Source organism: Bradyrhizobium neotropicale (assembly GCF_001641695.1).
In the GTDB taxonomy this organism is placed as follows: domain Bacteria; phylum Pseudomonadota; class Alphaproteobacteria; order Rhizobiales; family Xanthobacteraceae; genus Bradyrhizobium; species Bradyrhizobium neotropicale.
In genome coordinates, this window is sequence record NZ_LSEF01000061.1 from 113453 (window position 1) to 126175 (window position 12723).

16 protein-coding genes are annotated in these 12723 nt (G+C 65.0%); 11 read left to right on the top strand and 5 right to left on the bottom strand.

Annotated elements, in window-relative coordinates; translation table 11 throughout:
• Positions 1 to 54: 54 nt before the first annotated feature.
• The 3 genes from AXW67_RS20735 to AXW67_RS20745 are packed head-to-tail and all read right to left on the bottom strand — an operon-like array spanning position 55 to position 1277.
• A complete protein-coding gene (locus tag AXW67_RS20735; protein WP_063679338.1) occupies positions 55 to 468 on the bottom strand; it encodes a GFA family protein in 414 nt (137 codons plus the stop codon).
• A gap of 15 nt (positions 469 to 483) precedes the next feature.
• A complete protein-coding gene (locus AXW67_RS20740; protein ID WP_063679339.1) occupies positions 484 to 945 on the bottom strand; it encodes an SRPBCC family protein in 462 nt (153 codons plus the stop codon).
• Positions 942 to 1277 carry an ArsR/SmtB family transcription factor gene (locus AXW67_RS20745; protein ID WP_027552510.1) on the bottom strand — a complete coding sequence of 112 codons (336 nt, stop codon included), beginning with the start codon at positions 1275 to 1277 and terminating at the stop codon, positions 942 to 944. Before AXW67_RS20745 ends, AXW67_RS20740 begins: the two co-directional genes overlap by 4 nt.
• A gap of 108 nt (positions 1278 to 1385) precedes the next feature.
• Between AXW67_RS20745 and AXW67_RS20750 the strand changes: the two genes are divergently transcribed.
• The 10 genes from AXW67_RS20750 to AXW67_RS20795 all read left to right on the top strand — a co-directional run bounded on the left by AXW67_RS20750 (position 1386) and on the right by AXW67_RS20795 (position 10737).
• Entirely contained in the window at positions 1386 to 2090 is a 705-nt protein-coding gene (locus AXW67_RS20750; RefSeq protein ID WP_245315649.1) for a TetR/AcrR family transcriptional regulator, read from the top strand.
• The gene (locus tag AXW67_RS20755) at positions 2087 to 2875 is read left to right on the top strand and encodes an HlyD family secretion protein (protein ID WP_063679340.1); all 789 of its coding nucleotides are present in this window, start codon (positions 2087 to 2089) and stop codon (positions 2873 to 2875) included. Before AXW67_RS20750 ends, AXW67_RS20755 begins: the two co-directional genes overlap by 4 nt.
• The gene (locus tag AXW67_RS20760) at positions 2872 to 3810 is read left to right on the top strand and encodes an ABC transporter ATP-binding protein (protein ID WP_027552507.1); all 939 of its coding nucleotides are present in this window, start codon (positions 2872 to 2874) and stop codon (positions 3808 to 3810) included. Before AXW67_RS20755 ends, AXW67_RS20760 begins: the two co-directional genes overlap by 4 nt.
• Positions 3807 to 4970 (top strand): ABC transporter permease, encoded by a 1164-nt coding sequence (locus AXW67_RS20765; RefSeq protein WP_063679341.1) that lies wholly within the window; start codon positions 3807 to 3809, stop codon positions 4968 to 4970. The genes AXW67_RS20760 and AXW67_RS20765 overlap by 4 nt, the downstream gene beginning before the upstream one ends.
• 29 nt (positions 4971 to 4999) lie before the next feature.
• Positions 5000 to 6307: an adenylate/guanylate cyclase domain-containing protein gene (locus AXW67_RS20770; protein WP_063679342.1), complete on the top strand. Its 1308-nt coding sequence runs from the start codon at positions 5000 to 5002 to the stop codon at positions 6305 to 6307.
• 130 nt (positions 6308 to 6437) lie between these two features.
• A complete protein-coding gene (locus AXW67_RS20775; RefSeq protein ID WP_027552504.1) occupies positions 6438 to 6635 on the top strand; it encodes a hypothetical protein in 198 nt (65 codons plus the stop codon).
• A gap of 127 nt (positions 6636 to 6762) precedes the next feature.
• Positions 6763 to 7494 (top strand): GntR family transcriptional regulator, encoded by a 732-nt coding sequence (locus AXW67_RS20780; protein ID WP_063679343.1) that lies wholly within the window; start codon positions 6763 to 6765, stop codon positions 7492 to 7494.
• Between the two features lie 49 nt (positions 7495 to 7543).
• The gene (locus AXW67_RS20785) at positions 7544 to 8785 is read left to right on the top strand and encodes an MFS transporter (protein WP_063679344.1); all 1242 of its coding nucleotides are present in this window, start codon (positions 7544 to 7546) and stop codon (positions 8783 to 8785) included.
• A 16-nt stretch (positions 8786 to 8801) separates the two neighbouring features.
• Positions 8802 to 9701 carry an amidohydrolase family protein gene (locus tag AXW67_RS20790; RefSeq protein ID WP_063679345.1) on the top strand — a complete coding sequence of 300 codons (900 nt, stop codon included), beginning with the start codon at positions 8802 to 8804 and terminating at the stop codon, positions 9699 to 9701.
• A gap of 121 nt (positions 9702 to 9822) precedes the next feature.
• Positions 9823 to 10737, top strand: a complete 915-nt coding sequence (locus AXW67_RS20795) for a PhzF family phenazine biosynthesis protein (RefSeq protein WP_063679346.1) — start codon at positions 9823 to 9825, stop codon at positions 10735 to 10737.
• 111 nt (positions 10738 to 10848) lie between these two features.
• On the opposite strand, the gene AXW67_RS20800 is transcribed toward AXW67_RS20795, so the two are convergent.
• Positions 10849 to 11310 carry a DUF488 domain-containing protein gene (locus AXW67_RS20800; protein ID WP_063679347.1) on the bottom strand — a complete coding sequence of 154 codons (462 nt, stop codon included), beginning with the start codon at positions 11308 to 11310 and terminating at the stop codon, positions 10849 to 10851.
• A gap of 8 nt (positions 11311 to 11318) precedes the next feature.
• Positions 11319 to 12155, bottom strand: coding sequence for a DUF72 domain-containing protein (locus AXW67_RS20805; protein WP_145927748.1), 837 nt, complete (start codon positions 12153 to 12155; stop codon positions 11319 to 11321).
• A 103-nt stretch (positions 12156 to 12258) separates the two neighbouring features.
• Here AXW67_RS20805 and AXW67_RS20810 point away from each other — a divergent pair, with 103 nt between their 5' ends.
• Complete coding sequence (locus AXW67_RS20810; RefSeq protein ID WP_027552497.1) at positions 12259 to 12636, top strand: hypothetical protein; 378 nt, start codon at positions 12259 to 12261, stop codon at positions 12634 to 12636.
• The last annotated feature ends 87 nt before the right edge of the window (positions 12637 to 12723 follow it).

Here is a 12723-nt window from a genome sequence, read left to right on the forward strand (position 1 = left end):
GCTGGCTCGATCTCCGGTTTGCGCGAAAGCAGCACACGCCCTGGCGCTGGCTCCTCACGTCGGCGGCATGGTCTCGAACTTCGGCAGGTTTGGGTCGAACTGGTCCCAGTCATGTCCGCGCGCGGCATATGTGACCGCTTGCGGCTTGTAGCGCGCCGGCTCGTCGAGGCTCGCGGCGCGGATGGTGAAGATGTCGGGCATCGCGGCGAAGGTCATGTAGACCGGCAAGCCGCACACGGAGCAGAAGGCGCGCGTCTTCACGTTGCCGCTGTCGCCGACCATGTCCCATTGCTTGGCCTCGCCTGTCACCGTGACGCCGGCGCGCGCGAAGGTCGCGTACGAGCCGTGGCCGCTGCCGCTTTCACGCTGGCAGTCCCGGCACTGGCAGTGATTGCTGAACAGGGGCTCGCCGGCAATCGAATAGCGGATCGCTCCGCAGGCGCAGCCGCCGATATAGGGCTTGTTCATCGCGATATCTCCCACTCACTCTTCGCCGCTGATTTCGTCGAGCTGTCGGACGACCTTCTTCCAACCGCCGCTCATGACGTTGTAGGCCGACTCGTTCCTCGGCATGACGAAGCCTGCATGAACCAGACGTATCCGCGTGCCGGCCTCGACCGGGGTGAGGGACCAGGTCACGACGGTGTCGAGCGGCGCGCCGTAGCCGGTGTTGCGCTCATCGCCGCCCTTCCAGGCGTAGACGAGGCGCCGGTTCGGCACGACCTCCAGAACCCGGCAGTGAATGACGCCGTCCCAGGCGCCACCGGGGGTGGTCTGGAATGTGAAGGTCGTGCCTTCGGTCGCTTCAAAGCCGGTTGGCGGCATCAGCCAGCGCCCGATCAACTGTGCGCTGGTCAGCGCCTTCCAGACCGTCTCGGTGGCGTGAGGGAAGACCTCGTCGATGACGATGTCCTGTGTATTGGCTTTCAACTCGGCTGCACTCACGGATCGATCTCCTTCAAGAGGTCACGCAGGTTCTGGAAGCGCTCACGCCAGAAGACACCGTAATGATCCATCCAGGTGACCAACGGCTCGAGGCCTTCGGGGGAGGCGCGGTAATAGACGTTGCGGCCCTCGGCGCGCTCGGCGACGAGGCCGGCCTGCTTCAGCGACTTCAGGTGCTGCGAGATCGCGCCCTGGGTCACGCCGCTGCCGCGCGTCAGCTCGGCGACGCTGATCTCCTTGCTCTCGAACACACGCTCGAACACGGCGCGGCGGGTTGGGTCGGCCAGCGCGCGCATGACCGTCGTGATGGGGTTTGGGGCGGCTTCAGTCATGACCAATCAATTAGTATTTGCTAATGCATTAGTCAACACTAATTCGTTCTGCTCAGGCGCGGAGTGTGTCTTCTTGACTTTGACTGACTAGTCAGTCAAAATTCGCGCATGACAAAGAAGCCGATCGACATTTCCGCGCCGCCGCCGGACATCCGTACGGCCGCAAAGGGCCAAGCGCCCATAGCAGGAGGAGACGTCGTCGCCTCCGCCTCGAACCGCGCCGTGCGCGCAGCGGAGCGCCGTGCGGCGATCGTGGAGGCGGCGCTGGAGGAATTCATCGCGCGCGGCTTCGCCGCGACCCGGCTCGACGACATCGCGAAGCGCGCGGGCGTCGCCAAGGGAACGATCTACCTGCACTTCAAGGACAAGGAGTCGATGTTCGAGGAGCTGGTCCGCATCGTGATCGTGCCGGTGGTGGAGAAGCTCAACGCCCTGCCGCCGCCGACCGGTTCGGTGCGCGATCTGGTCGAGGCCTTTGCCAGCAACTTCCTCAAGGAGGTCGCCAACACGAGGCGCGGCGATCTCGTGCGCCTGATCGTGGCGGAGGGGCCGCGTTTTCCAGCCGTGGCCGATTTCTACTATCGCGAGGTCGTCTCGCGCGGGATCGCCGGCATGCGCGCGCTGATCGAGCTCGGCATCGCTCGCGGCGAGATCCAGCAGAAGAATCTCGCGCGCTTTCCCCAGATCCTGGTTGCGCCGGCGATGATCGCGGTGATCTGGCAGAGCCTGTTTGCGCGGCACGCGCCGCTCGATGCGCAGGAGATGCTGCGCGTCCATCTTGATTTGATTTTTGGCGAACGGAGGACGACATGAGGTCGTCGCAAGCAATTTTGAGAGTCGTATTGACCGTCGCGCTCGCAACCGGCCTCGCCGGCTGCATGGAGAAGCGCGATCCCGGTTTCCAGGGCTGGGTGGAGGCCGACATGATTTTCGTCAGCCCCGACGAGGCCGGTCGCGTGACGAAGCTCAACGTGCGCGAAGGCGACGAGGTCAAGGTCGGCGATCACCTCTATTCCGTCGACGACGATCTGCAACTCGCCGATCTCAACCAGACCAAGGCGACGCTGGCGAATGCGCGGCAGACCCATGATCGCGCGGAGTCGCTGAGAAAGACCGGCTCCGGCACGCAGGCGACGCTCGATTCCGCCGTCTCTGACCTGCGGGTCGCGGAGGCGCGAGTGGTGACGTCGGAGACTCGGCTGGCGCGGCGCAAGGGCTTCGCGCCGGTCGCCGGCACCATCCAGCAGATCTATTTCCGCGAAGGCGAGATGGTCGCGGCGCAGCGGCCGGTGCTCTCGATCATGCCGCCCGGCAACATGAAGCTGCGCTTCTTCGTGCCGGAGAGTGAGCTGCCGAAGCTCGCGATCGGCGACCAGGTCCGCGTGTCCTGCGACAATTGCTCGGCCGATCTCACCGCAAAGATCTACTTCATCGCGACCTCGGCCGAATACACTCCGCCGGTGATCTACAGCCTCGATGAGCGCAATAAGCTCGTCTACCTGATCCAGGCGCGGCCCTCGCGGCCGGATGCCTTGCGCGTCGGACAGCCGATCAGCGTCTATCTCGATCCAAAAACTCCGGTGGCGGACAAGCGATGAACGGAACACCCGGCAACGGCATCGCGATCGACGTCAAGGGCCTGACGAAGTCGTTCGGCGGCCGCGAGGTCGTGCACGATCTGTCGATGCAGGTGAAGCGCGGCTCGATCTACGGCTTCCTCGGGCCGAACGGCTCGGGCAAGACCACGACCATCCGTATCCTCTGCGGCCTGCTCACGCCGGACAGCGGCGAGGGCACCTGCCTCGGCTACGACATCCGCCGCGATGCCGAGCGCATCAAGCGCCAGGTCGGCTACATGACCCAGCGCTTCAGCCTGTATCAGGATCTCTCGGTGCGCGAGAACCTGGAGTTCGTGGCGCGGCTCTACGGCCTGCGCGATGCACGCGTCGCCGCGCGCGACATGATCAAGCGGCTCGGGCTTTCGGGCCGCGAGGAACAGCTCGCGGGCGAATTGTCCGGCGGCTGGAAGCAGCGGCTGGCGCTCGGCGCCTGCACCTTGCCCAATCCGCAGCTCTTGCTGCTGGACGAGCCGACCGCGGGCGTTGATCCCAAGGCGCGGCGCGACTTCTGGAACGAGATCCATGCGCTCGCGGCCGATGGGCTCACCGTTCTGGTCTCCACCCACTACATGGACGAGGCCGAACGCTGTCACGAGATCGCCTATATCGCCTACGGCCACCTGCTGGCGCACGGCACGGTCGACGAGGTGATCGCGAAGTCGGCGCTCACCACCTACACCGTGACGGGCGAAGATCTGAACGGGCTTGCGGCCGAGCTCACCGGCAAGCCCGGCGTCGACATGGTGGCGCCGTTCGGCACCTCGCTGCACGTCTCGGGGCGCGATGTCGCGGCGCTGGAGGCGAGCATCGCGCCATGGCGCGACCGAAGCGGCCTGCATTGGCAGAAATCGTCGCCTTCGCTGGAGGACGTGTTCATCGAACTGATGGGCCGCTCAAAGGACAACTTCCAATGACCGCCGTCGATCAGCCTTTCCCAACGCACGAGATCCGCGAGCGCTTCGGCTTCTGGAAGCGTTCCTATGCGATGCTGGTGAAGGAGTTCATCCAGCTCAGACGCGATCGCGTGTCCTTTGCGATGATCGTGATGCTGCCGGTGATGCAGCTCCTGCTGTTCGGCTATGCCATCAACACCACGCCGCACAATCTGCCCAGCGCAGTGCTGCTCCAGGAGGACAGCGATCTCGCCCGCTCGGTGCTGAAGGCGCTGGAGAACACGGCCTATTTCCGCTTCCTCTACGAAGTGCACGATGTCGATGATTTCGACAATCTCCTGAAATCCGGCAAGGTGCTGTTTGGCATCGAGATCCCGCGCGGCTTCGAGCGCGCGGTGCGGCGCGGCGACAAGCCGGCGCTGCTGGTCGCAGCCGACGCGACCGATCCGGTCGCGGCCAGCGCCGCGCTCGGCTCGCTCGGCATGGTGGTGCAGACCGCGCTCAAGCACGATCTCTATATCGGCGATCCCCCGGAGATGCCGTTCGAGATCCGGGCGCACGCCCGCTACAATCCGGCGGCGTCCTCGAGCCTCAACATCGTGCCGGGCCTCGTCGGCACCATCCTGACGATGACGATGCTGATCTTCACCGCGCTCTCGGTCACGCGCGAGGTCGAGCGCGGCACGATGGAGAGCCTGCTCTCGATGCCGATCAGGCCGGTCGAGGTGATGTTCGGCAAGATCATTCCTTACGTGCTGGTCGGTTTCGTCCAGGCCTTCCTCATCATCGGCATCGGCGTCGGCCTGTTCGGCGTGCCCGTGCTCGGCAATCTGGTCCTGCTGGCGCTCTTGTCGACATTGTTCATCACCACCAACCTGTCGATCGGCTACACGATCTCGACGGTCGTGCAGAACCAGCTCCAGGCCATGCAGATGTCGATGATGTTCTTCCTGCCGAGCATCCTCTTGTCCGGCTTCATGTTCCCGTTCGCGGGCATGCCGGCCTGGGCGCAATATCTCGGCGAGGCCCTGCCGCTCACGCACTACCTGCGCATCGTCCGCGCCATCATGCTGAAGGGCGCGACCATGCAGAACCTGCGCTATGACGCGCTGGCGCTGGCCGTCCTGATGCTGGTCGCCATGACCATCGCCGTGACGCGCTTCCGCCGCACGCTGGATTGAGGCACAATACCCCGGAATCGAGGGGAGTGATGGTCAGCTTTGCCAGCAGAAAAAAGCGGCAGCACGCCGTTTTGTCTGAGGATGTCGAGCGCGAGTTGACGCGGGAAGTGCTGCGCACCGAGTTGATGCGGGTGAGGGCGCTGATCATGACGGGATGCGTCATGATGGTCTTCCTCACCGCGATCTACCTGATCGACCCTGCCGTCGTGAACCGGGTCTGGCGCGGCACGAGCGGACTGGTCGTGGAGTACGGCCTCGTGATCGGCTTCATCCTGATCGAGGTCTGGATCTACACCCAGATCAGGCGGAACCTGAGGCTCAATCGCGATCTGCCCGTGGTCCGGCGCTACATCAGTGCGCTGATCGAGACGTCGCTGCCCACGCTCATCCTCATCCTGCAAATCCGGACCATGGGCGCGAGTCAGGCGCTCGGCTTCGCCGTGCCGCTGATCTACTTCATCTTCGTCATCCTCTCGACCCTGCGGCTCGATTTCTGGCTGTCGACCTTCACCGGTTTCGTCGCCGCGGCGCAGCTGTTCGCCGTTGCGCTGATCTACGATCCTTCGAGCGGCATCGGCGAGCCGCAGACCTATTTTCACGCGGTGCGCAGCGTCATCATCCTGGTCTGCGGCGTGCTCGCAGGGGCCGTTGGCGCGCAGCTCAGGCGGCAATTTGCCGCGAGCATCGCGGCGGCCACCGCGCGCGACCGCGTGACCAACCTGTTCGGCCAGCACGTCTCGCCGCAGGTGGTGGAACGGCTGATGACGGTGGGGACGAGCGCGGCCGGCGATGTCCGCCGCGTCGCGGTGATGTTCGTCGACTTCCGCGGCTTCACCGCCGGCGCGCAGACGCGGACTCCGCAGGAGGTCGTCGACCGCCTCGACGGCGCCTTCGCCGTGCTGGTCGACATCCTCGACCGCAATGGCGGCATCGTGAACAAGTTTCTGGGCGACGGTTTTCTGGCGTTGTTCGGCGCGCCTCTGGAAGCCTCCGACGCCGCGCATCGCGCGGTCGCCGCAGGCCGCGAGATGCTGACCGCGATGGACCACATCAACGCGGAAACGAGCTGGCCGCTCCGGATCGGCATCGGCATCCATTTCGGCGAGGTCGTCGCCGGCAATATCGGCTCGCCCCGGCGCAAGGAGTACACGGTGATCGGCGACACCGTGAATTTCGCCTCGCGGCTCGAGGCCTTGAACAAGGAGTTCGGCTCCCAGCTCCTGATCTCCGCGTCCGTGCGCGAGGCGCTTGGCGACGACGGCGAGGATGCGGTTGCGCTCGGCGAGGTCAATGTGCGCGGCTATGACCAGCCGGTGGCGGTGTTTCAGCTCGGCTAGGCTTTCGACCGCTTCAGACGCAGCTCGCGTTTCGTTGATGGCGCGTGATGAAATTTCTCGTGGTGCTTTCCGCTCCTGCACTCAGGAAGTCGAAACGTCTCGGCTTCCGTTTGTCACGCGGAGAAAACCAATGACCCGATTGACCTTTGTTTCGGCCGCCCTGATCGCCGCAGCCGTCTATCAAATTCAGACTGCAGCCGCCCGCGATGTCGCCACGCGGCGCAACGCACCCCAGGCAGCGGCGGATTGCGTGAGGGCTCCGGCAGTGGGCGCGTTTGCCTCTGCGCCCTACAAGGAGCCGCCCTGCATGCCGAAGACGACGAACTGACGAGCAGACGGAGTCGGGTTGGAGAAGCCTCCGACCCGACCTCGCGGCTCGTGGTGGCCCAGCTCCTCCGTCTACGGTATTTTAGTAGTGCTTGACTCAGATTTCATCTAGTCATCTATATGACTATATGAATTCAGCGCCGCTCGACGACCGCTTGCCACGTTACCAGCGCCTGCGCGACGATCTCGCCGCGCGGATCAACCGCAATGAATGGCGGCCGGGCGAGCCGATTCCGTCGGAGGCCGAGCTTGGCGCGCATTACGGCGTCGCGATCGGCACCGTGCGCAAGGCGATCGACCAGCTCGTCAGCGACGGCGTGCTGGAGCGGCAGCAGGGCCGCGGCACCTTCGTGCGCCGCGCGCGCTTCAACTCCTCGCTGTTCCGCTTCTTCCGCTTCCAGTCCGAGAGTGGCGAGCGGCGCGTGCCGAAGAGCCGAATTCTCCGCCGCAGGAGCGTGCCGGCGACCTCGGCGGTCGCATCCGCGCTGCGCATTCCCGTCGGGGAGCCCGTGATCAGCCTGTCGCGCCTGCGGCTCATCGACGACGTGCCGCTGCTCGCCGAAGAGATCTGGCTGCCGCAATCGCGCTTCGCGCCAATCCTCAAGATCGACACCTCCGAGTTCGGCGACCTGCTTTACCCGCTCTATGAGGAGCGCTGCGGCGAGGTGGTGGTCTCGGCCGAGGAAGTCCTGACCGTCGAGACGGCCAACGAGATGCAGGCGCGGCTGTTGCGCCTTGAGCCTCACGCACCGCTGATCGTGATTGAGCGTCTCGCGCTCGACCTGGAACGGCGGCCGATCGAATGGCGCCGTTCGCGCGGGCCGGCCGACCGCTTCCGCTATCACGCAGAGATCCGGTGAGCGCGGCTTTCAACGACATCAAGCAATAACGAATACAGGGGTAGGAACAATGTCGAACTGGTACAGCGAATGCTCGCCGCTTGAGAAGCGGACCTTCTGGGCAAGTTTTGGCGGCTGGGCGCTGGACGCACTCGACGTCCAGATGTTCGGCCTTGCCATCCCCGCGCTGATCGCGGCTTTCGGCATCAGCAAGGCCGATGCCGGCCTGCTCGGCTCGATCACGCTGTTCTTCGGCGCGTTCGGCGGCTGGCTTGGCGGCGCGCTCGGCGATCGCTTCGGCCGCGTCAAGGCGCTTCAGATCACGGTCGCGACCTTTGCGCTGGCGACCTTCGCCTGCGCATTCGCGATGACTTACACCCAGCTTCTGGTGCTCAAGGCGATCCAGGGCCTCGGCTTTGGCGCCGAATGGGCCTGCGGCGCGGTGCTGATGGCTGAGATCATCCGTCCCGAGCATCGCGGCAAGGCGCTCGGCTCGGTGCAGAGCGCCTGGGCGGTGGGCTGGGGCGCGGCCGTGCTGCTATCGGCGCTGGTCTTCACCTATGCGCCCACCGATATCGCCTGGCGGCTCCTGTTCGCGCTGGGGCTGTTTCCCGCGCTCCTGATCATCTTCATCCGCCGCGGACTGAAGGAGCCGCCGCGCTCAGCCGCGAGCGAGAAGACGCCGTTCTTCGCGACGCTCTCCGGCATCTTCCATCGCGATGTGCTGCGCTCGACCCTGATCGGCGGTCTCTTCGGCATCGGCGCCCATGGCGGCTACGCGGCGCTGACCACCTTCCTGCCGACCTATCTGCGCGAAGTGCGGCACCTCTCGGTGCTGGGCTCCAGCGGCTATCTCGCCGTGATCATCATCGCCTTCTTCTGCGGCTGCGTGGCGAGCGGCATCGTCAGCGACCGCATCGGCCGCAGGGCCAATGTCGCGTTCTTCGCCAGCGCCTGCATCGCCACCGTGCTGGTCTATATCTTCGCGCCGCTGACCAATGGCCAGATGCTGGTGCTCGGATTTCCGCTCGGCTTCTTCTCCGCGGGAATCCCCGCGAGCATGGCGGCGCTGTTCAGCGAGCTCTATCCCGCAGGCGTGCGCGGCACCGGTGTCGGCTTCTGCTACAATTTCGGCCGCATCGTCTCCGCGGCATTTCCCTTCCTGGTCGGCTTCCTCAGCGATCACATCGGGCTCGGGCCCGCAATCGGCATCGACGCGGCGTTCGCCTATTCGCTGGTGCTGATCGCGGTGCTGCTGCTGCCCGAGACCCGCGGCAAGGTCTTTGAGCAGGCCGTCGCGACGCGGGCCTGAGGCAGGATGAGACGCGATGACCACGACATCTTGTCCGAGCGGCCTCACGCGCCGCGAGTTTGCTGCGGGCCTCGCTTCGCTCGTCATGGCGAGCGCGACCAAAGCCAGGAGTGAGGCGGCCTTGCCTGCGATCGATACTCACGCCCATGTCTTCCATCGCGGCCTCAAGCTCGCGCCGGGCCGGCGCTATGCGCCCGATTACGATGCGCCGCTGGCGCTCTATCTGGAGCAACTCGACCGCAACGGCATGACCAATGGCGTACTGGTGCAGCCGAGCTTTCTCGGCACCGACAATTCCTACCTGGTCGAGAGCCTGAAGGCGGCGACCGGCCGCCTGCGCGGCATCGCCGTCGTCGATACCACAGCGTCCGCCGAGGAGCTCCGCGCGCTCGACCGTGCCGGAGTCGTCGGCATCCGCCTCAATCTCGTCGGTCAGCCCTTGCCCGATCTTGGCGCCGCTGATTGGAAGGCACTGCTGGCAGAGGTGAAGGCCATGGGCTGGCAGGTCGAGGTCCAGCGCAACGCGTCCGACCTCGCGCGGCTCGCGCCGCAGCTGCTCGATCACGGCGTCAGCGTCGTGTTCGATCATTACACGCTGCCAGATCCGAAGCTCGGCATTGCCGACCCCGGCTTTCAGTCGGTGCTGAAGTTCGGCGCGGCGCGCAACGTCTGGGTCAAGGTCTCGGCGCCGTATCGCAACGGCGCGGCGGGCGAGAGCTTTGCCAAGGCAGCCTATCCGCTGCTGCGCGAGGCCTATGGTGTCGATCGGCTGCTGTGGGGCAGCGACTGGCCGCACACGCAGTTCGAGGCGACGCAGACCTACGAGAAGAACCGGCGCTTTCTCGACGAGCTGATCCCTGACCGAAGCGAGCGCGGGCAGCTGCTCGCATCGCCCCAGCCGCTCTTTCGCTTCTGACGCGCTCAAATGGTGATTGCTCCGAATGCTCCGAGTTCTGGGGCATGACGGACGATGTCGCCGGCTTATACAATGCCCGCGATGCGGCAAGGCCGCCATGTGCGTGAAGAGGAAACGTAAGATGCAGCGGCGATACATCACCGTCGACGTGTTCACCGACCGCGCCTTCGGCGGCAACCAGCTTGCCGTCGTGCTCGATGCCGGCGGGCTTTCGACCGCGCAGATGCAGGCGATCGCGACCGAGTTCAATTATTCCGAGACGACGTTCGTGCTGCCGCCGCGCGACAGCGCCAACGATGCCGAGGTGCGCATCTTCACGCCGGTCAGGGAGCTTCCGTTCGCAGGGCATCCGAATGTCGGCTCGGCCTTCGTGCTGGCCACGATCGCAAAGGAACCGAAGCCGCGTCTCCTGTTCGAGGAGAAGGCAGGGCTTGTGCCGGTCGACATCCGGCGAGAGCAGGGCCGGGTGGTCAACGCTGAGCTCACTGCGCCGCAGCCGCTCTCGCGCCTTGCGCAACTGTCCGCCGCCGAGGTTGCACCCTGCCTGTCGCTCACTGCCGATGATATTAGGACCGATCGTCACGCGCCGCAGGTCGTCAGTGTCGGAACGCCGTTCGTGGTGGCCGAAGTGCGGTCGCGCCACGCCGTGCGCCGGGCCAAGCCCGACGCCGCGGCATTCGGCCGGGTGCTGCCGCGCGACGGCGCTTTCGCGATCTATTTCTACACGCGTGATGTCCCCGCGCCCGAGTCGCCCTGCGAATTGCAGGCGCGAATGTTCTTCCCGGGCGCGAGCGGCCTGATCGAGGATCCCGCCACCGGCAGCGCGACGGTCGCGGCGGCCGCGTTGTTCGCCGATCTCGATTCCCTGCTCGAGGGCGAATTGAGGCACACGATCGGCCAGGGTTTTGACATGGGCCGCCCGAGCATCCTGCTGACGCGCGTGCGCAAGCAGAATGGCAAGATCGTCTCCGCCCATGTCGGCGGCAGTTGCGTGCAGATGATGGAGGGGACGTTCCGGCTGGCGGGGGAGGGATGAGCCGTCATTCCGGGGCGCGACGTAGTCGCGAGCCCGGAATCCATCGGGCCGCAGACCCGGTGGATGAATGGAGTCCGGGCTCGCGCTACGCGCGCCCCGGAATGACGCAGGTTACACCTGCCGCCCCGCCAGATTCTTCACCGCCACGCCATCGCGCTCCTCGATGATCTCCGCGATCATCTGGCGGTGGCAGTGGGTGTGGTCGCGTTCGTAGCAGAGCAGGCAGACGGGACCTGCCTTCTTCACGAGCGCGGAGAGCTCGTCGAGCTCCTCCTTGGCCTGCGGCGTCTTCAGGTGTTTCGAGTACACCTTTTCCAGCACGTCGTATTGCCCACTGCGCGCGGCGAGGCGGCCTTCCTTGGGTGTGCCGAGCGCGGCGAGGTGGACGTAGGCGATGCCGCGCTCATCCAAGCCCGCGGCGAGCTGCTTCTTGGAGAAGCCCGGCCGGCGCGAAGACGTCACCGCGCGCACGTCGACCACGAGCTTGACGCCCGCCTGCTCCAGCTCGTCGAGCACGGCCTTCGGGGGCGTCTGCTCATAGCCGATGGTGAAGAGCTTCTTCGCCTTTGCCATAGGCAACCTCAGGCCACCCGCGCGATCAGTTCCATGGCGCCGGCTGGTGCGCGCACCTTGCCTTCATGGATGACGTAGGCGAACACGTCGCGCGGCTCCTTCTTGGGCTTTGCCTTGTCAACCTTCGGCAAATCGTCGGGTTCAGTCCCTTCGGCCCAGGCTTGAAACCGCTTGCTCCAGGCATCGAGCTCCTTGGGCGGATAGCAGGTCTTGATCTCGTCATTGCCCTTCTGCAGCCGGGCATAGACGAAATCACCGGCGACGTCGGCGATCGCCGGATATTTGCCGTGCTCGGCAAACACCACCGGCGTCTCGAATTCGCGGATCAGCGCGACGAAATCCGGCGTGCAGAAACTGTCGTGGCGGACCTCCACCACATGGCGCAGCGCGCGGCCGTCGAGCTTGCGCGGCAACAGTTCGAGGAACTTGCCGAAATCGGCGCCGTCGAACTTCTTCGTCGGTGCGAATTGCCAGAGCACCGGTCCGAGATGGTCGCCGAGCTCCAGCACGCCGGAATCATAGAACCGCTTGATGGAATCGCCGGCCTCCGCCAGCACGCGGCGGTTGGTGGCGAAGCGCGGGCCCTTCACCGAGAACACAAAGCCTTCCGGTACCTCGCTCGCCCATTTGCGAAAGCTCTCCGGCTTCTGCGAGCCGTAATAGGTGCCGTTGATCTCGATCGAGGTCAGCTTCGAGGCGGCGTAGGACAGCTCCTTCGCCTGCGCGAGCTTCTCCGGGTAGAACACGCCGCGCCATGGCTCGAAGGTCCAGCCGCCGATGCCGATGAAGATGTTGCCGGATTTTTTTGACGCGGTTTTTGCTTTGGCCACGGGGGAATCTCGCATCGACGAGGAGGGGAGGCCATCATCCTAGTCAAACGAGTTGTGATTGGCCAGTTCTCGCGTCCCGTCTAAGCTTTGCGCCGGATCTGCGAAAAAGGAGAACAAGATGCGGATGCTGATGGTGGGAGCGGCGCTCGTGATGATGACATCTGCTGCCATATCTACTGTTCTGGCGGATGACGATGATGCGCGCGGCGCGCAGAAGCTCGCCATTCAGGGCCGTGACGATTACTGGCATTGCCTGGCACGGGAATATTCGCGCGACAGCAATCAGGGACTGTCGGAGCAGGATTTCAGCCGCTCGGTCGCGGGCGCCTGTCCCTCGGAGCGGCAGTATTATCGTGTGGCGTTGCTCGATTTTTTGACCACGCAATATCCGAACATCGATTCCGGGGCCCATCTCGCCACTGCGAATAAGGCGGTCGAATCCGCGCAGAAGGACATCGTTACCGCCTTCGTCAAGCGCCGGCCGCCGCAGAAGTAGCTGCATGAACCATTGCGGTCCGGAGCCCTTCCGGCATCGCATTCATCCATGATATCACTGGGAACATTCTGGAGCAGGGATAGGGTC